General features: G+C 50.8%; 14 protein-coding genes and 1 pseudogene. 8 read left to right on the forward strand and 7 right to left on the reverse strand.

Annotation, left to right across the window (positions count from 1 at the left end; all coding sequences use genetic code 11):
* The first annotated feature begins 1 nt into the window (after position 1).
* The 5 genes from GSQ70_RS16920 (at position 2) to GSQ70_RS16940 (ending at position 3801) form a co-directional block, all read left to right on the forward strand.
* Positions 2 to 460 (forward strand): STM2901 family protein, encoded by a 459-nt coding sequence (locus GSQ70_RS16920; protein WP_158783628.1) that lies wholly within the window; start codon positions 2 to 4, stop codon positions 458 to 460.
* Entirely contained in the window at positions 454 to 783 is a 330-nt protein-coding gene (locus GSQ70_RS16925; RefSeq protein WP_158783629.1) for a DUF1493 family protein, read from the forward strand. The genes GSQ70_RS16920 and GSQ70_RS16925 overlap by 7 nt, the downstream gene beginning before the upstream one ends.
* Positions 784 to 1546: 763 nt before the next feature.
* The gene (locus tag GSQ70_RS16930) at positions 1547 to 2305 is read left to right on the forward strand and encodes a glycosyltransferase family 25 protein (RefSeq protein ID WP_255455423.1); all 759 of its coding nucleotides are present in this window, start codon (positions 1547 to 1549) and stop codon (positions 2303 to 2305) included.
* 425 nt (positions 2306 to 2730) lie between these two features.
* A complete protein-coding gene (locus tag GSQ70_RS16935) occupies positions 2731 to 2937 on the forward strand; it encodes a hypothetical protein (protein ID WP_158783631.1) in 207 nt (68 codons plus the stop codon).
* A 162-nt stretch (positions 2938 to 3099) separates the two neighbouring features.
* Positions 3100 to 3801: a 4'-phosphopantetheinyl transferase gene (locus tag GSQ70_RS16940; RefSeq protein WP_158783632.1), complete on the forward strand. Its 702-nt coding sequence runs from the start codon at positions 3100 to 3102 to the stop codon at positions 3799 to 3801.
* Positions 3802 to 3959: 158 nt separating this feature from the next.
* Here the strand turns inward: GSQ70_RS16940 and GSQ70_RS16945 are convergent, their stop codons facing one another.
* The 5 genes and pseudogenes from GSQ70_RS16945 to GSQ70_RS16965 all read right to left on the reverse strand — a co-directional run.
* Entirely contained in the window at positions 3960 to 5612 is a 1653-nt protein-coding gene (locus GSQ70_RS16945) for a multidrug ABC transporter permease/ATP-binding protein (protein WP_158783633.1), read from the reverse strand.
* Between the two features lie 76 nt (positions 5613 to 5688).
* The gene (alkB, locus tag GSQ70_RS16950) at positions 5689 to 6333 is read right to left on the reverse strand and encodes a DNA oxidative demethylase AlkB (protein WP_158783634.1); all 645 of its coding nucleotides are present in this window, start codon (positions 6331 to 6333) and stop codon (positions 5689 to 5691) included.
* A 22-nt stretch (positions 6334 to 6355) separates the two neighbouring features.
* A complete protein-coding gene (gene apbE / locus GSQ70_RS16955) occupies positions 6356 to 7396 on the reverse strand; it encodes an FAD:protein FMN transferase ApbE (RefSeq protein WP_158783635.1) in 1041 nt (346 codons plus the stop codon).
* 369 nt (positions 7397 to 7765) lie between these two features.
* Positions 7766 to 8884, reverse strand: a complete 1119-nt coding sequence (gene ompC / locus GSQ70_RS16960) for a porin OmpC (protein WP_158783636.1) — start codon at positions 8882 to 8884, stop codon at positions 7766 to 7768.
* Positions 8885 to 9523: 639 nt separating this feature from the next.
* Positions 9524 to 9799 (reverse strand): annotated as a pseudogene (locus GSQ70_RS16965) (secretion protein HlyD); the annotation flags it as partial.
* Positions 9800 to 10068: 269 nt separating this feature from the next.
* Here GSQ70_RS16965 and GSQ70_RS16970 point away from each other — a divergent pair.
* Genes GSQ70_RS16970 through rcsB form a run of 3 tightly spaced genes read left to right on the forward strand, consistent with a single transcriptional unit; the run spans position 10069 to position 14544 of the window.
* Complete coding sequence (locus tag GSQ70_RS16970; RefSeq protein WP_158783637.1) at positions 10069 to 11223, forward strand: MFS transporter; 1155 nt, start codon at positions 10069 to 10071, stop codon at positions 11221 to 11223.
* 20 nt (positions 11224 to 11243) lie between these two features.
* Complete coding sequence (gene rcsD, locus GSQ70_RS16975; RefSeq protein WP_158783638.1) at positions 11244 to 13892, forward strand: phosphotransferase RcsD; 2649 nt, start codon at positions 11244 to 11246, stop codon at positions 13890 to 13892.
* 1 nt (position 13893) lies between these two features.
* A complete protein-coding gene (gene rcsB, locus GSQ70_RS16980) occupies positions 13894 to 14544 on the forward strand; it encodes a response regulator transcription factor RcsB (protein ID WP_124231344.1) in 651 nt (216 codons plus the stop codon).
* A gap of 58 nt (positions 14545 to 14602) precedes the next feature.
* Here rcsB and rcsC read toward each other — a convergent pair whose 3' ends face one another.
* Positions 14603 to 17458 carry a two-component system sensor histidine kinase RcsC gene (rcsC, locus tag GSQ70_RS16985; RefSeq protein WP_158783639.1) on the reverse strand — a complete coding sequence of 952 codons (2856 nt, stop codon included), beginning with the start codon at positions 17456 to 17458 and terminating at the stop codon, positions 14603 to 14605.
* A 124-nt stretch (positions 17459 to 17582) separates the two neighbouring features.
* Positions 17583 to 17777, reverse strand: a complete 195-nt coding sequence (locus GSQ70_RS16990; protein WP_158783640.1) for a hypothetical protein — start codon at positions 17775 to 17777, stop codon at positions 17583 to 17585.
* Positions 17778 to 17899: the final 122 nt, after the last annotated feature.

The raw sequence follows: 17899 nt of genomic DNA on the forward strand, positions 1-17899 counted from the left end.
TATGGATACCGTAGAGCAACTTAATGGAACGTACTTTTATGCAGGAAGAGCCAACCTTTCAGCCAGCCAACTTTTCTTTATGATTTTTTGTGAAACCACGGCAGATCATTTTGGAATAACTGATGTTGCAGCAGTGGCAGCTCTTTACAGTGGTGTAAACAATCAGAAAACAAGAACGAAATCCAGGGGTGCAAAAGAAGGTACATCTCGAATTTCCAAGGCCATGAGAAAATATTTTAAGACAGCAAAATTTCCTTACGGGATACTCTTACCAACATGGGTTGGTGGTTACACGCCTTGGACTGCTGAACGCAGGATGGTCGCAAAAATAAGCACCTTTGCAGGCCGTACTATCCCTCTCGTTGGAGAAGTTATCCTACTTGCCGATGTATCGCAGATTACGTGGTGCTCCATACGTGATTACAACCGCATAGCAAAGGATGATGATAAGTTATGGTAGATGATATCGAACAGCGCATTTACGCACTGGCTCGACGCTACAATGGTGTGTACTTGTTCAATAACGAAAAGAAACAAAGATTGCTGACATTAGAAACTGATTTCGATACTGACATGCATCTGGACGTTGGTGAAGCAGAAGATTTGATGGAAGATTTCTTTAATGAATTTCAGGTAGACAGGGGGAGTTTTAACATTGAAACCTACTACCCTGATGAACCTTTTTCATGGAATCCATTTCGTAAATCAACGCCTGTACAAGTACCAGACTTCACCATTGGCATGCTTATAGAATCAGCTAAAGCTGGTCGGTGGCTCTACTGACCAGAATCCTGACTACCCTGTAACGCTGATGTATCTACATGGATACGAATATAATCCTGTAGATGCATCAATTTTTGCTGGTCGGATGCGATTCCTTTGGCAATACTGAAAACGTTTCTTACAACAGAATCAGGGATTGAGAATTGGCATTATCAATTAACTTAGAAAACCAAATCTCTTTATACTTAATTTACTTTCAATTATCCATAATAACAGCAAAAAAAGTTAATCACTTTGAACGAACTACTATGAGATATTGATTCTTTACAACCAGTTTGCTTAATTAGCGCAGAACGTTATTATGTCTTTGCCTGCGCAGGCAGGCATCAGAAATGATAAAGACATTTCAATAATTCACTAACACCCGGCATCATTTCCTCGTTACTTTCACGCTCACAGATGTGAGTTTTCTGGGCATCATTGTGTATGGTATGATAATTCATTAATAGCGAAAATTAACTTTCTTTGTAACCGGCACAGGCAAGGTGATAGAATAAATGCATTAACCAGAATGGAAAACTTCAACGCTGTAAGGAAACATTCAATAGGATATATCCGTATATTGTGTCTGTCCGAATGCTTCACGCAAGATTCCAGCCTGAGCATGGAACTCATAGTAATCTTGCTAAAATTTCGTGCAGAATTGCAAAACCACAATATGTACACAGATGTTATGTAAACTTATCAATAAATCACACACCACGGGAAACTGGAACATTCTTGAAAATTTATTGATATATTGTTAATTATATGAGAATTAATCATGAAGATATTTGTCATAAGCATGGAAAAGTCGAAGGAAAGGCGAGCGACAATAGCTGAAAGACTGAATCAATTAGGTCTGAGTTTCGAGTTCTTTGATGCAATTGATGGGCATTCACTGACCGAAAGTGAAATTATTTTATCTACCAGAGAACCCAATTATGCCATTGAGCGCGGCGAGGTGGGATGCTCTCTGAGCCATCTGTCTGTTTATGCAAAAATGGTTGCATTGAACATCAGCTCTGCACTGATTATTGAAGATGATGCTATTTTATCTCAAGAATTACCCTGTGTGTTGGAAGAACTGGAAAAAAGAGCCTGTGACAGGCCACTTATAACGCTTTTAACCCAGACAGACCAATTTATTGCTTCACCATTACTACAGCTTGGCAGCACTCACTGCGTTCATCGTTTCATTGAAGGAACAGGAGCTTATGGTTATATTATAAATAACAAGGCAGCCAAAAAACTCATCAATTTTCTCTACCCAGTATGGTTAGTCAGTGACCGATGGCAATTTATCAGAGAAAACAATATATGCGACACCCAGTGCATCGTACCCAGTGTCATCTCTCACCCACCTTATGAAAAAGATGCACTTCATAAAATATCCACTATTCATAGTGGCGTGAACCTGTCCAATATAAAAAATAGCATCTGGAAGAAAATCAAGAAAAAAAGACCCATTAAAATTAAACTACAAAGAATATTATGGTTAATTTTTACACGTCGCTTTCTCAAAATCGTAAGAAATTCATAACAAATACAGAACAACAATATTGGTCTGCATTCTGAATTATCTGGGTAATTGTTAATAAAAGGGATTTTATGCTAATAATAAAAATTTTGCTGGCATTGGGTGTTTATATATTAATCGGCTATCTCTATAACCGTTTTAATCACACAGATAAAGAAAAAAATTATGAAGAGTGTCCCTATGATTAGCCCATAGCTGACAGAGAGTAACCGCGGAGAAAAGGGGTTTACAAATAAATTCTGTGGTTTTTGGTTGTCTTGTTCCTGACTGAGAATAACTCGCCATCTGTTTCCACAGTGACCCGCTGGCCCTGCAAAAGGTGGCGAAACTCTCAATGCGTATAACTGCCACAAAACTGTCACAATTATAACATATGCTGTTGCTAAACTTTTGAGGCAAAACCAACACCATTACTACGGGTGACCCAAATGGCAACCATCAAGGCAAAAAATTACAGGGATGCAGAAGAGATGTTGCAATCTGGCATTAACAAAGTTGAACTGGCCTATGACATTGACAGTGATGATTTTTTCCGCTTCGCTACGCGCTGGTGCGACCGCGGCGCGAAAATCTCCAAAGGCAACGACCACTTTGTTGTCTCACTGAAAGGCTTCTCCATCCCGCCTAACGAGTAATTCTCTCTCCCGATTACCAATGACTTTTTACTGTCATTAATCTACCCTGCTTGAATCCTTCTCTGACGAGATAAGCAGGTTAGATTAGCCGTGAATTCCCCACCGACAGCCACTCAAATAGCGCCATATAGTCTGCCATCAGGATCAGTCCCCTTTATTGGGTTGAGTTTTCTTAGCGATCTGTCCCTCGCCTCTCCCGCAGAATATCCTGATGTACTGCTTCTGCAGGCCCGTTATCATCAGCATAACTATTCCGAAGCACTGTTTAAGGATTTTGACCTTCCCCTGCCCGTTCATCTGCAAAAAGCGGTAAAAAAACGCCGCGCCGAGTATCTGGCCAGCCGGGTATGCGTTCGCTACGGACTCGGCCTGCTGGGCATCGATAACTACGTGCTGGGAAATGATGCCGATCGTGCACCGATCTGGCCTGCCGGGATCGGCGGCTCACTCTCTCATACCCATCAGCGCATCAGCCTTTTACTCGCACCTGCGGCCAGCGGCAAACTGCTGGGGATTGATTGCGAGCAATTGATACGCTCTGAAACGGCAAAAGAGATGCACGAGATGATTATTAACGCGGACGAAAATGTTGTGCTGCAACGCAGCGGCTTGCCTTTTGCCACAGCACTGACCGTGGCCTTTTCAGTGAAAGAGAGCCTGTATAAAGCAATCTTTCCCCGCCTGCGTGAGTTTATGGATTTCAACGCTGCTGAGATCGTCTATTACTGCCCTGCAACAGGCACAATTACATTAAAACTGATCCGTACCTTCTCCAGAGAATTCCCAGCCGGGCGACTGTTTACCGGCCATGTTCAGCTTGGGCAGGATGAAGTGCTGAGCTGGATAGTCACACCACAGGCATAAAAAAGCCGATCTGAGAAATACTCAGACCGGCATAACCAATTTGGTAAGACGACGGGGAAGTCCAGGACAGCTGAAGAACACTGTCAAAACCACCTTACCTTTCCACTATCAGACTGACAAATAAACATACTTGCAGTAGATATGCGGCATTCTGCTAATCAGGCTGTGACGTCCGTCCGCTTCACCGCATCCAGCGTAGCCATCTCTCTTTCCTGCCCGGTCAGCTCGGTCAGTTTGCCTTCACGCATCTCCAGCAGGCGGTCGGCATGCAGAAAGTAGTGATCGTCGTGGCTGATGGCAAAGACGGTTTTTCCCATCTCTTTCAGCCACGGCAGCAGTTCGCGGTAGAAGATACGACGGAAATGCGGATCCTGATCGGCTGCCCATTCGTCCAGCAACAGGATATCGCGCTGTTCAGCGGTAGCCAGCAGCAGCGCCAGTCGCTTGCTCTGCCCTTTCGACAGCTTAAGGTTAAGCACCCGGTTGCCATCAAGCTTAATTTTGTCCTGCATCTTCAGGCGTTCAAGCCACTGCTGTACCTTCGCCGGGTCGGTGGGCTGCCCCTGATCGTTAATGAGCCGATCAAACAGATGCACATCGGTAAAGACTGCGGAGAACAACCGGCGATAACCGTCGCCATTTGCCGCGTCAACCTCCACGCCATCCAGCAAGATCTGTCCGGAAACCGGCTGATACAGCCCGGTCAGCAGCATCGCCAGCGTGGATTTGCCGCTACCGTTGCCGCCGATCAGAAACACCAGCTCGCCGCGCTTCAACGTCATGTTAATCGGACCAACTTCGAAGCCGCTGTCGCCGTAATGGAATACCAGATCGCGCAGCTCCAGCGTCTGCCAGTGCTTCGCGGCGACAGGGGCGGCAAACTCAGGCTGATACTCTGCAAGCTTAAAGGAGTTAAGTTTGTTAAACGCCACCTGAGCCGTCAGCAGCGTCGGCAAAGCCCCTACCGCCGACAGCAGCGGCGTACGCAGGAACAACAGCGTCAGGGAATATGTTGCCGCCACGGCAGTATCAGCCCAGCCCAGACTGTTAGCCATAAAGAACACCAGGCCTATCGCGCCCAGCATCATAATATTTGACCAGTTCACCGCGCTGAGATGGAAAGTATCGGCACGCACGATATGGTGGCGGTAAGAGCGTGCATCTTCCTGATACACCGTTTCGAAGATCAGCTGCGCACGCTGGCGGTTCAGTGCCAGCTCTTTGCGCCCTTCAATGATGGTCTGGAAGTCTGCATAGAGGTTGTCTTCAATATCACGCAGCTTAGCCATATGGCGGTAGACTCTGGAGACCAGCAGCCAGCCACCGACAATAGTGATCACCAGCCAGACCACCGTAACCAGCAGCATCTCTGCCGACAGCCACGCCAGATAAGCGGCAGAGCCAATGGCGAGAATAATCCCCTGGATCAGCTCCGGCAGGCGGACAAAAGCGATGGTGATATTGCGTACGTCGCTGGTCAGCGCCGCCAGCAGCTGTGGGCTGCCAATCTGTTCAATACGTTCCACCTGTGTATCCAGAATGCGCTTGATAAACTCACCACGCAGCCGGTAAACAAAATGGTGGCCAAGCCATGTCAGCGCCAGCTGCGAAGCCAGGGTGACAACCATCAGCAGCATCAGCAGGCCCAGAAACTCTGGCAGGATCATCAGCGAGGTGTTTACTGATACGATCAGCTCACGGTTGATAAAGGCGATCAGCCCAATCCCCAGCGCGGCGCTAAGCAGGCTGAGGAGAATAACCGATACAAAAGGCCAGCGATATTGCCGGTAAACAACACGAAGCAACTCCATGACACCATCCAGGTAGATTTAACGCAGCATGCAGTTTAATGAGAAGCCGGACGATATCAATAACAATTCTCATCTGTCAGCGAAATGCACGACGGAAAGTGAGATTATAGCGAAAAGCCCCAATAAGCGCGTGGATACCGGGCTTCAGCGGGAGAATGCCATGATAGCGCAGGCGCGAAGGGCCGCCCCAGACCACGATATCACCGTGTTCCAGCAGCACCCGCTGAGTGGCGTCGCCGCGCTCAAACCCGCCAAACTGAAATACCGCCGGTAATCCGAGCGAAACCGACACGATCGGCTGCTTAAGATCCTGCTCATCTTTATCCTGATGCAGGGTCAGCTTTGCACCGGGTTCGTAGCGGTTAATCAGACAGGCATCGGGGTTAAAATCAGCAAATCCGGCCTCTGCCGCACTGCGTGTCGCCAGCTGACGGAAAAGTTCAGGCATCGATGGCCAGCGATGCCCGGTTGCGCTGTCGCGCTCGCTGTACTGGTAACCGCGGGAGTCCGTTGACCAGCCGAAATCGCCGCAGTTGGTCATTGCCACCGACATCCGGTGGCCACCGGGAGTGATGCGATGGTGAAAAGGATTCTTAGCTGAAACTTCAGTCACCAACGCCATCAGTTGTTCCGCCTGATCCCGGGCTCTTCTGCGCAGGATCACCGCGCCGTCAGCCAGCGGCTCAGCCCAGGGGGCTTCTTCACTAAATAAGTCCAGCATTCTGCCTCCTCAGGGCCTGCTTTTATTGCTGCACAATAAAGGCTTTAAATTGTGGCGACATCCAGGTCGTAAAACCGTCATCCTGCTTCATGATCAGATACACCGCAAGTTTCTCACGTAGCGCCAGCGCCTTGGCTTTTCCCTCACCGAGTACCATCAGCCCGGTATCCCAGCCATCTGCCTCCAGCGCCGTGGTGGCGATGACCGTAGCAGACACCAGTTTGTGCTGAATCGGCCGTCCGGTCGCCGGATCGATCACGTGGGAAATACGCTTGCCGTCCAGTTCATAATAATTGCGATAGCTGCCCGAAGTGCTGATGCCGTGTCCCTGCAGATCAACCAGCGCCTGCACCGCGTTCTCTTTGTCCGTTGGCTTCTGGATTGCCACCTTCCACGGCTTACCTTCCGCGTTCATTCCCCTTGTCAGCACCGCACCGCCCACGGAAACCAGGTAGCTGTTTATCCCCTCTTTCTCCATCAGACGCGCCAGATGATCGGTGGCAAAGCCCTCACCCACCGTGGAAAGATCAACGTAAAGTCCTGGCAGATCTTTCTGCAGATAAGCACCTTCCACACGCTCAATAACATGCAGGTGCTGCAAACCGGTCAGCGCCCTGGCAGTATCGATTTGTGCCTGAGTCGGCATCTTCACCGGCTGCCTGTCCGGACCAAATCCCCAGAGATTGACCAGCGGCCCGACAGTAATGTCCATCGCTCCGGCGGTTTTCTGGCCGATGCGCAGTGACAGCGTGATGATATCGGCCATGTTGTCGCTGACCGGCTGAGGATCGCTGCCACGGTACTGGTTAAAGTGGGAGATTACCGAGTCGCTTTTCCAGGTCGACAGCTCCCGATCGTCGCTATCAAGCAGTTGCTGAATCTCTTTCTGCAGGGCTTCTTTGCGATCTGCCGTCACGCCAGCCAGGCTAACCCTCCAGAATGTTCCCATTGTGCGTCCTTCCATCACCAGCCCCGCATTCGCCGGACTCTGGTTATTCCGATCGCAGCCGGAAAGCATGATAAATGCTGATAAACCAGCGCAATACAGCCAATTCTTCTTCATTATAAAATCACAGCCTGTAGTAATTATTGGTACGAAAATCGCGAAACACGGCATAAAATGTGGTGATAGGTGACTTGACCAGCTGAAAAATGCTCTTCAGGATGAGCACTTAAGCACGCCATATCTGGCTGCCCGGTTAAGTTATATCAGGAGATCCAGAATGATCTATTTCGCCCTGTTAATGGTTTGCATCGCCCTTATTATCTTTTCAGGATACAAGCAATACAAGAAGACCAACCGCAGACAGCTCTTTCGTCCACGACATCAACACCGGATGAGTAGCAAGTAAGTGCGGGGGACTGGGACAGGCAGAGATAAGCGGAGAAAAGGAAAACCGGGAGCGCAGCCTGGCCGCGCTCCCAACCGAACTCAGAACTGGTAAACCAGACCCAATGCCACTACGTCATCAGTATTGATGCCGGTGTTGTCGGTGAAGTTGTTGTCATCCAGCAGGTTGATCTGGTAGTCAACATAGGTAGACATGTTTTTGTTGAAGTAGTAGGTCGCGCCCACATCAACATATTTTTTCAGGTTCTGCGATCCGTAGCCCTGAATGTCGGTGCCGCGAGAGCTGACGAAGGCCAGGGAAGGACGCAGGCCGAAGTCGAACTGGTACTGAGCAACCAGTTCCCAGTTGTCCGCTTTATCTGCGTAACCATATGCAGTTGCATCGCTTGAACCAAAGCGGGTTGCATTATAAGAACGGGTATACATCGCGGCCAGGTAGATGTTGTTTGCGTCGTATTTCAGACCGCCAGTGTAAGCGGTTGCTTTGTCGCCACGGCCCAGGATGGTCGCGCTGCTTGCATCGCCGCCGTTCTGCTCGGTAGTACGGTCAGAGTTAAACATTGCCGCACCGATACCGAAGCCAGAGCCCAGATCGTAAGTAGTAGACAGACCCCAGCCATCGCCATTCTGACCCAGAACATCACGGCCATTAGCAGATTCTGTTGGGCTGCTGTTTTTGCCCTGGTACTGAACGGCGAAATTCCAGCCATCCACCAGACCAAAGAAGTTATTGTTACGGTAAGTGGCCAGACCGTTAGAGCGCTGGAACATAAACTGATCCGCACCGTAGGTATCTCCACCAAACTCTGGCAGAACGTCGGTCCATGAACCGATGTCATACAGCACGCCATAGTTACGGCCGTAGTCGATTGAACCGGCATCGCCAAATTTCAGACCAGCGAAGCCCACACGGGTAAAGCTGTTAGCGGTACCTTCAGATTCTGCGTTGTTCAGAGCAGCCTGATATTCCCACTGCCCGTAACCTGTCAGTTGATCTGTCACCTGGGTTTCACCTTTAAAACCGAAGCGCACGTAGGACTGGTCACCGTCAGAGCCGTCGTTATCGGAAAAATAGTGCAGACCATCTACTTTACCAAAGAGGTCAAGTTTATTGCCGTCTTTGTTGTAAATTTCTGCAGCGCCTGCAGTACCGGCGATCAGCATCGCTGGGATCATCAGGGAGAGAACACGAAGTTTCATTTTATTACCCTCTAGTTATATGCCTTATTTGCCACTGCGTGCTGAACGTCGAAAATTCAGCCAGAAACCTCATACTAAAGTGCGGGCAGTAATAATCTATAAAGAAAATGATACTAAATTTCCGAATGTGTTTCAGAATACAAAATTGATATTTCATTTTGTAAATAACGGGGAACTTTCAGGCAGCACGTATCGGTAAAAAATATCGCACTTATCGTCAAAAAACATGAGAAAGGTTATATTTCATAAGGTTATGTAATGTTACGTACATGAGCACTGAATGATAAAAAGATCGGGTCATCAGGTTATACAATAATCCCGCTATCATCATTTTATTTCATTATTACCTTCATTCACCCCGAATGAGTTGCTTTACCCTAATTCCCGCCGAACCTTGTGTTCGGCATTTTTTTACCCCTTTTTTATTTATGTCAATTTAAGTAAAGATAGAGCTTTTGTGTAAAATAAGCCGCCACTAACGTTGCACATTTATTCTACATATAAGCACGAATAGTCAAAAAAACACCGCTGAATTAAATGTTAATTAATTTCCGGAAGTATCCAGAATTCATTATTCGCTGGCGTTAAATTTTAATGCTCGCGCAGAGACTCTTTGACCCTATTCAGCGGTTTAAACAGTTAGTCTATGACCGATTTCTGACCGATTTTAATCTCGACATTGGCCACCCTTCCGGACACGCTTGGGAAGTTGCGTCCGGCTTTGTTCGTCAGCTCCGCCGATGCGCGTCTCAATCAGCAGCTGATCTTCCGGCGGCACACTCTCCATCAGCTTGCCCCCTGGCTGAAGCACTCCACCGACAGTCGTGACCTGGATAATTTCACAATTCCCCGCACGGGCGGATAAAGCGTTGTGCGGGTAAGTTGGTCCTCTTTTCCGGTCAGCATCTGCAGCCGGTCAGCCTGAATCACGCTTTTTCATGTTTCATCAATGACTTGAGTTAATGCGCGATAATGAATCGTTATACCAGGAGTTATCTGTAAAATAGCCTTAAGGTGAAAAATTTCATTAACAGGCTCGTTTTTCCAGGTTAATAACTGACACCCCCGATGCATAAAGGCTTTTACTCGGTGCCAATCGTGCCTTGTTTGCAGGACAAACTTCATTAAATTCGCTAATTATGATAAAAACTAGCGTTAATCGCGACAGGCTCTCAACGGAAATTATGACAACACAGGATGCCCGACAAGCAAGCGCCAGCGCCGTAGCCACCCAGCACGCCACCCGCGCGGTCTTTTTAATTGCCGGTATCGGCATGGCTGCCTGGGCTCCATTGGTTCCTTATGCAAAAGACCGTGCCCAGCTCAGTGATGGTTCGCTGGGGACGCTGCTGCTGTTTCTTGGCCTGGGTTCGCTGGTGGCCATGCCGCTGACCGGTATTCTGGTAGGGCGGGCGGGCTGCAAAAATGTGATTGCCTGCGGCAGTCTGTTTATCCTGCTGGCGCTTCCTCTTCTGGCTACCCTCTCCACGCCTTTTGCACTGGCAATAGCGTTAATGATCTTTGGTGCGGCGGTCGGGCTGGTGGACGTGGCAATGAATATACAGGCCGTGGAGGTGGAAAAAGCTTCCGGTCGGGCGATGATGTCCGGCTTCCATGGTTTTTTCAGCGTGGGTGGCATCGCCGGTGCGGGTCTGGTGAGCGCCGGGTTAGCCTTCGGGCTGACGCCACTCCAGGCTACTGGCATTATCCTGCTGCTAATTATTGCTCTGTATGGTTTCTCGCAGCGCCATCTGCTCAGCCAGCGTGTTCAGCAAGGTGATAACGCGCTGTTTGTAGTCCCACGTGGCTGGGTGCTGTTTCTTGGCGTAATGTGTTTCATTCTGTTCCTGACGGAAGGCTCCATTCTCGACTGGGGGGCGCTGTTCCTTGCACAAACCCGCGGTTTACCCCACGCCCAGGCCGGCCTCGGCTACGCGCTGTTCTCTGTGGCGATGACCCTTGGTCGTCTGACCGGTGACCGTATCGTCAACTATTTTGGCCGGACGACGACCCTGTTCTGCGGCACGCTGTGTGCTTCAGTGGGCCTGCTGCTGGCGATCTTTGTCCCCAGTACCGCAGTGGCGCTGGCTGGCTTTGTGCTGGTGGGATTTGGTGCGTCAAACAGCGTACCTATTATGTTCAGTGCCGCAGGAAATCAGAAAAATATGCCGGTGAATCTGGCGATTTCTTCCATGACAATGATTGGTTATGCAGGTATTCTGGCTGGTCCGGCACTGATAGGGTTTATCTCACAGTGGTACAGCCTGACGACGGCCTTTAGTGCCATCGCGGTATTGCTGTTAGCCGTGGCCGCCAGCGCCCGGCTGATTACACGTTAATTGGGGTGTCACGCTACGCTATGTTGCCATACAAATTTCCACTGACTTCAGGCAATGTCACGCGCTTTTTTGTGATGTTTATTCTGGTGTTGCTGCTTGCATCAGGGTTTATGATCCACAACACCGTCAACGCCTGGCTGACGGATAAACGCTATGCGATGGCGGATATTGCCCATGCGATGCAGAAGCGCATTGACACCTACCGTTTCGCCACCTGGCAAATCTATGAAAACCTGGCGGCAAGTGCGGCAGGGTCAACCCCGAACAGCCTGCAGGAAACGCGGCTGCGCCCGGACGTTTACTACCTTGAGAAGACCCGCCGCAAAACAGAAGCGCTGATTTTCGGCTCCCATGACAGCAGCACGCTGGACATGACCCAGCGGATGTCCAACTATCTGGACACGCTGTGGGGCGCGGAAAACAGCACCTGGTCGATGTATTTCCTTAACGGCCAGGATAACAGCATGATCCTGATTTCAACGCTGCCGCTGAAAGATATGGCGACGCGCTATAAAGAGAGTGCCATCAGCAATATCGTTGATGCGCGCCGGGCCGAAATGCTTACGCAGGCTAACGCGCTGGACGAACGGGAAAGCTTCTCGCCGCTGCGCCGCTTTACCTGGCAGAACGATCACTATTTCACCGTGCGCACCACATTTAATCAGCCGGGCCATCTCGCCACCGTGGTGGCGTTCGATCTGCCGATTAACGATCTTATTCCACTGAACATGCCGCTGGAAAACTTCCAGCTGAAACAGGACACCAGCGACGCCTCCAACAGCACGGAGGCCGATGATGCCACCAGCAGCACTAAAGTCACGCTGACTAACCCAAATGTGGAAATTGCCGCATCGCTGACCAGCACCCCGCTTCAGCTGGTCTATCATGTGCCGATTGTCGGGCTGGTGGTGGATACGCTGAAGAACCTGATGTGGCCGCTGCTCGCTAACCTTGCCCTGCTGCTGCTCTCGCTTGGCGGTCTGTTGCTGCTGCGCCAGCAATCATTGCGACCGAGTGAAAATCAGAGCGCCGAGCTGGATTCGCTGCGGGTACTGAATGAAGAGATCGTCGGCAGTCTGCCGGTTGGCCTGCTGGTGTATGATTTCGCTAATAACCGCACCATTATCAGCAACAAGATTGCTGAACATCTGTTGCCACACCTGAACCTGCAAAAAATCATCAATATGTCCGATCAGCATCAGGGCGTCCTGCAGGCCACGGTCAATAACGAAGTGTATGAAATCCGCCACGCCCGCAGCGTGCTCTCTCCTGACACGCAGCTGTTTATGATGCGGGACCAGGATCGTGAGCTGCTGGTGAACAAGAAGCTGCAGAAAGCGCAGCAGGTACTGGACAAAAATCACCAGACCCGCCAGCAGCTGTTGCAAAACCTCGGCCATGCGCTGAACCGGCCGCTTAGCAACGTCATCGATCATCTGCAGACGCTGAGCGAAACTCACCCGGCTGACGATATCCATGATGCGCTGGAAGAGTCCCACGCGCTGAGTCGCCTGGTGGACGATATCGTGCTGCTTAACCGGCTGGAAACTCATGACTGGGCGCCGGACGCTGGCGCGTTCAATATGCAGACCGTGCTGGATGAGCTGGTGATGGAAGCCCTGCCCTCTCTGCGCCGCAAAGGGCTGAATCTTCTGGTCAGCAATCGCCTTAACAGCGAGGAGAACCGCTTCGGCGACCGTCGGGCACTGTACAAAATCCTCACCACCCTGCTGCACTACTCCATCACCAGCACCACATGGGGCAGGATCAGCATCGAAGTCAGTCACCCGACCGATCGTCCGGATCGCCTGGCGATTGAAATGGTAGACACCGGAGCAGGGCTGACGGTGGATGAGATGGGCAATACCGACTTCCCGTTCCTTGGCGAAACCAGCCGGGATCGTTTTGGCCAGGCCTCCGGACTGGCCTTCTTCCTGTGCAAACAGCTGTGTAAGCAGCTGGGCGGCCATCTGGAAATCGTGGCGCGTCCCGATATCGGCACCCGATACAGTATCCAGATCCATGCTCCGCAGGAACATCAGCAGGTACAGGAAGAGAAACTGCTGGAAGGCCTGACCGCGCTGATTGATATCACCGTGGATGATGTCAGGAAGATTGTGGTTCACCAGCTGGAAAACTGGGGTGCCAGCTGTATCACTCCGGATGAGCGTTTTTCCGGACAGGATCATGATGTCCTGGTCACCGACGAGCCGGCAAATCTTACGCCGTGGTCGTTACTGCTCACGGATGATGAAACAGGTTACAGCGCGTTGTCACGTAACCAGTTCAGGGTCAACTTTAATCTCAGTAGCGCGATGCAGGATGCGTTGCTTCAGCTTATTGAACAGCAGCTGGCCCTGGATGAGACAGAAGAAGAGCAGGATCTGGCACAGCTTTTCGCGCCGGGCTACTTCCAGCTCTTTGTAGAGACAGTACCAGATGATGTAAAGAGATTGTATAATGAGGCGGCGGAGAGGGACTTGAGTTCGCTTGCTCAGACTGCACATCGCCTGAAAGGCGTGTTTGCCATGCTTAATTTGAACCCGGGCAAGCAGCTTTGTGAAACGTTAGAACTGCACATTACCGAGTGTGACGATTCAAACATTAAAAATACCACCAGTGAGATTGACCACTACGTCAATGAACTGCTGCAGCAAGGTAACCAATAATATGAATAACCTGAATGTAATTATTGCCGATGATCATCCAATTGTGCTGTTCGGCATCCGTAAATCGCTTGAACAAATTGAATGGGTCAACGTTGTTGGTGAGTTCGAAGACTCTACTGCTTTAATCAACAGCCTGTCCAAGCTGGATGCTAACGTTTTGATTACCGATCTGTCGATGCCGGGTGAAAAGTACGGTGACGGCATCACGCTGATTAAATACATCAAACGTCACTATCCTGACCTGTCGATCATTGTTTTGACCATGAACAACAACCCGGCGATCCTGAGTGCGGTACTGGATCTGGATATCGAAGGGATTGTTCTGAAACAGGGCGCACCAACCGACCTGCCTAAGGCGCTGGCAGCCCTGCAGAAAGGCAAAAAATACACGCCGGACAGCGTGGCGAAATTACTGGAGAAAATCAGCGCGGGTGGCTACGGCGACAAGCGTCTTTCACCGAAAGAGAGCGAGGTTCTGCGTCTGTTTGCTGAAGGTTTCCTGGTGACCGAGATTGCCAAGAAGCTGAACCGCAGCATCAAGACTATCTCCAGCCAGAAGAAATCAGCGATGATGAAGCTGGGTGTGGATAACGATATCGCGCTGCTGAACTATCTCTCTTCCGTCAGCACCATGCCGGTTGATAAAGATTAAGCAGCACAGGATATAAAAAAAGGGCGAATGCAAATTCGCCCTTTTTTATTGTCTGAAATTACCCTTCCCTGCTCTTACGCACGCGCTCGGTGTAAAACGCCAGCGTCTGCCGCAGCGTGTCCAGCGTCACCGGTTTGGACAGACAGTTATCCATTCCTGCCTCCATACAGCGCTGCTTCTCTTCCGCCAGTGCATTTGCCGTCACGCCCACCACCGGGAAGGTCAGCCCCAGCTGGCGGAGGCGCTGTGTCAGACGATAACCGTCCATATTCGGCATGTTCACATCGGTCAGTACGATATCAATCTCGTTGCGGCTCAGTACGTTCAGCGCATCCACACCGTCCTGAGCGGTTTTCACCCGATAGCCTAACGATCCCAACTGATCGGAAAGCAGCATGCGGTTGATAGGGTGATCGTCTACCACCAGGATCAGAATATCCTCGTTGCTGACGCTCAGCTCATCAGCTTCCGGCAGGCCCGGCAGCGTATCCGGCATATCCACTTCAACCCGGTAGATACGGCCCAGCAACACCGGCAGTTCATGCGGTGTGGTAGTGCCGTAAACCCAGCGACCGGGGCTCACTTCATGCGGGCCATCATTGTGACTGCCATCGAAACGGATTAGCGCACGTACCGCCTGCGGGGGCTGGTAGTCGTAATCCACCACAATCACATCATCTGGCTCACAGTGGCTGCCTTCCTGCAGCCGCTCCACGGTAATGCCATGCTGCCTCAACAGTTTTTCCAGGAAGTCGGCCAGCGTGTCGTTGCGCAGTTCCAGCCAGCATCTCTTACCCAGCAACCCCTCATGCAGCACCGGCGTCATCACCTGACTGTTATACAGCGGGATGCGCACCACAAACTGGCTGCCCATCCCCGGTTCGGAATCCACCTCGATGTCGCCGTCCATCATATTGATCAGCTTTTCACAGATCGCCAGCCCCAGGCCGGTGCCCTGGAAGTTGCGCTGTACGCCGGTACCCACCTGGAAGAATGGATCGAACAGGCGAGTGATCTCTTTTGCCGGGATCCCCACACCAGTATCACGCACGCGGAAAGCCAGATAGCCATCCTTCACAAACGCCTGCAGGATGATGCCGCCGGTATGGGTAAATTTGATGGCATTATTCAGCAGGTTAGAGATCACCTGCTGCAGGCGCAGCGGATCGCCGTCCAGCGTCACCGGTACGTCGCTGTCGATAAAGCACCACAGCGTAAGACGCTTTTTCACCACCATTGCCAGATAGTTGGAAGAGATGTGGGTGATCACCTCACGCGGGGAAAATTCACGCGGTTCGATTCTCAGCTGCTCGGACTCAATTTTCGAGAAGTCGAGAATATCGCTGATGATTTTCAGCAGCAGGCTGGACGAGTTGTTCATCGCCGTCACCAGCGACTCCACCCCTTTCGGCAGTGATTTGGTCTGCAACAGATCGAGGTTACCGATAATGCCATACAGCGGCGTGCGCAGCTCGTGGCTGACCGTGGCCAAAAACATCGACTTGGACTGGCTGGCCTGTTCGGCAGCCTGAGCCATTTCCTGCAGCGACTCTTCCATCTTCACGCGGGCTGACACATCCACCAGCACGCAGATTGCTACGTTTTCATTACGATAGCGTGAATGCACAAAGCTGATTTGCAGATTGGTGTTGCTGCCGGTCAGCACGTCGACAAAATTCACCTGCTGGCCGCAGATAATTTCGGTCAGCCGCTGCCGATCCTCCTGAGTCAGCATGCTCAGGTAGTTATGCGCCAGCTCGTTACTGAGAATATTAGTCCCGTCACTGGTGCGCAAAATACAGATGCCAACCGGCGCCGAAGCGACAATTTTGCGGTTGAACTGCTCGTGCTCTTCCAGCCGGTGAGCATTGTCTTCTGCCGGTAAAAACATACGGCGTTCAAACAGCCAGGCCAGCGTGAAGAGGATAATTGCGCTGATGACGTTAAGCAGAATGGCATTAATGATCAGTATCTTCAGCTTCTGAACCATCTCGTTAGTCTGCACTGAATAGACCACGGTGAGGGAAGAAGGTGTCAGCGTCTGTTTCAGCACCAGCTGCTTGTAACCATTGATATAGCCAAACCAGCTGTTGTCATTGGGCAGGTCGTCCAGCGAAATTCTTGCTCCCGCACGGGAAGAGGATATCAGCCGCTGATTACTGCCATCCACAAGGGTGGCACTGACCGGGAAGGCACCCGGCGTGAGGAAATCCTCCAGACGAATTGTCTGCTCAATACCCAGCAGCGCTGCCATTTTGCTGGCAACATACACCGGCGTGACCATGTAGTAATAACCGACGCCAGGCTGGCTGGAAGGAGCGATCCAGAACATGCTGTTTTTACGCTCGTCCTCGTTGCCGTTACGGTACTTCAGGATGCGCTCGTGCAGAGATTTCAGCGCATGTTCCCGATCGGCCGAAGAACTGCCCACGCCAAAGTCCGCCAGACAAAGGCTTTCACCGCCGATAAAGAAGACCCGGTTCAGCTCATAAGCTGAAGCGAAGTTCTCTTTCCAGTAGTGCAGGAAATAGCTCAGGGACTCCAGCGAGTTACGCCAGGTGTTGCTCATGGCACTACAGTCGGAGTCGGAATAGAGTGGAAAGAACTGTGGCAGTGCGGTTTTACCAGGAAATACGCCGTTCAGGACGTCCAGCCCGTTGGCGGAGGAATTCAGGCGGTTTTCAGCAATAAACTTCAGTTCGCGGGTCACATCGGCAGAATGGCGAATGTACCACTGAGCCTGCTCAACGTTGGCATTAAATTCCTGACGCACCTGAGCTTCTTTCTCATGCAGCACATTGATGATGTAGAACGTTGTCAACAGCGCACCCAGCATCCAGAGCATGAGTGCCAGTGCCCGGAACAGATAGCGGGAGATCCTTAACGTGGTTCTGAACGAGACTAAATATTTCAAGCGCAACCTATAGGCAAGCTGGACGTGGACAAATTCGATCCCGTTACAGTACCGTCACAACAGCAAAAAAGCCAGTTAACCCCCTCTCCTGCAGGCATAAAAAAAGCCGGTTGAATGAACCAGCTTATTGAGTGGGGTAAAACTGGCGCTTCAGGCTTTTAAGGATTTGGTTACAGGGGGGCCATTCAACTTTTCCACCCTGCTCCATAACATGCGCCGCAAAACGATCTGCCGCCTGATTGATGCACTCCAGCGACAGCGCGATAACTTTTTCTTGTGTCAAACGCTGCCGGGTCAATACTGGCAAATTCTGGTTCACTACCCGTCCTCCCTGTGTCCACTCTGTATATCAGCCGTGCCTGGCTCGGTCAGTTTCAGCGTTCAGTCCTGCGTAACCGCTTCCAGAATTTTTTATGTCCGCCGCAAACATAAAAAAGGCCG

Origin of the sequence: Pantoea sp. BAV 3049 (genome assembly GCF_009765445.1) — a bacterium.
Lineage (GTDB): Bacteria > Pseudomonadota > Gammaproteobacteria > Enterobacterales > Enterobacteriaceae > Erwinia.

Excerpts from the sequence above, each read along its gene's own strand:
- GSQ70_RS16920 (WP_158783628.1), top strand. The coding sequence starts at position 2 with ATGGATACCGTAGAGCAACTTAATGGAACGTACTTTTATGCAGGAAGA.
- GSQ70_RS16925 (WP_158783629.1), top strand. The coding sequence starts at position 454 with ATGGTAGATGATATCGAACAGCGCATTTACGCACTGGCTCGACGCTAC.
- GSQ70_RS16930 (WP_255455423.1), top strand. The coding sequence starts at position 1,547 with ATGAAGATATTTGTCATAAGCATGGAAAAGTCGAAGGAAAGGCGAGCG.
- GSQ70_RS16935 (WP_158783631.1), top strand. The coding sequence starts at position 2,731 with ATGGCAACCATCAAGGCAAAAAATTACAGGGATGCAGAAGAGATGTTG.
- GSQ70_RS16945 (WP_158783633.1), bottom strand. The coding sequence starts at position 5,612 with ATGGAGTTGCTTCGTGTTGTTTACCGGCAATATCGCTGGCCTTTTGTA.
- alkB (WP_158783634.1), bottom strand. The coding sequence starts at position 6,333 with ATGCTGGACTTATTTAGTGAAGAAGCCCCCTGGGCTGAGCCGCTGGCT.
- apbE (WP_158783635.1), bottom strand. The coding sequence starts at position 7,396 with ATGAAGAAGAATTGGCTGTATTGCGCTGGTTTATCAGCATTTATCATG.
- ompC (WP_158783636.1), bottom strand. The coding sequence starts at position 8,884 with ATGAAACTTCGTGTTCTCTCCCTGATGATCCCAGCGATGCTGATCGCC.
- GSQ70_RS16970 (WP_158783637.1), top strand. The coding sequence starts at position 10,069 with ATGACAACACAGGATGCCCGACAAGCAAGCGCCAGCGCCGTAGCCACC.
- rcsD (WP_158783638.1), top strand. The coding sequence starts at position 11,244 with ATGTTGCCATACAAATTTCCACTGACTTCAGGCAATGTCACGCGCTTT.
- rcsB (WP_124231344.1), top strand. The coding sequence starts at position 13,894 with ATGAATAACCTGAATGTAATTATTGCCGATGATCATCCAATTGTGCTG.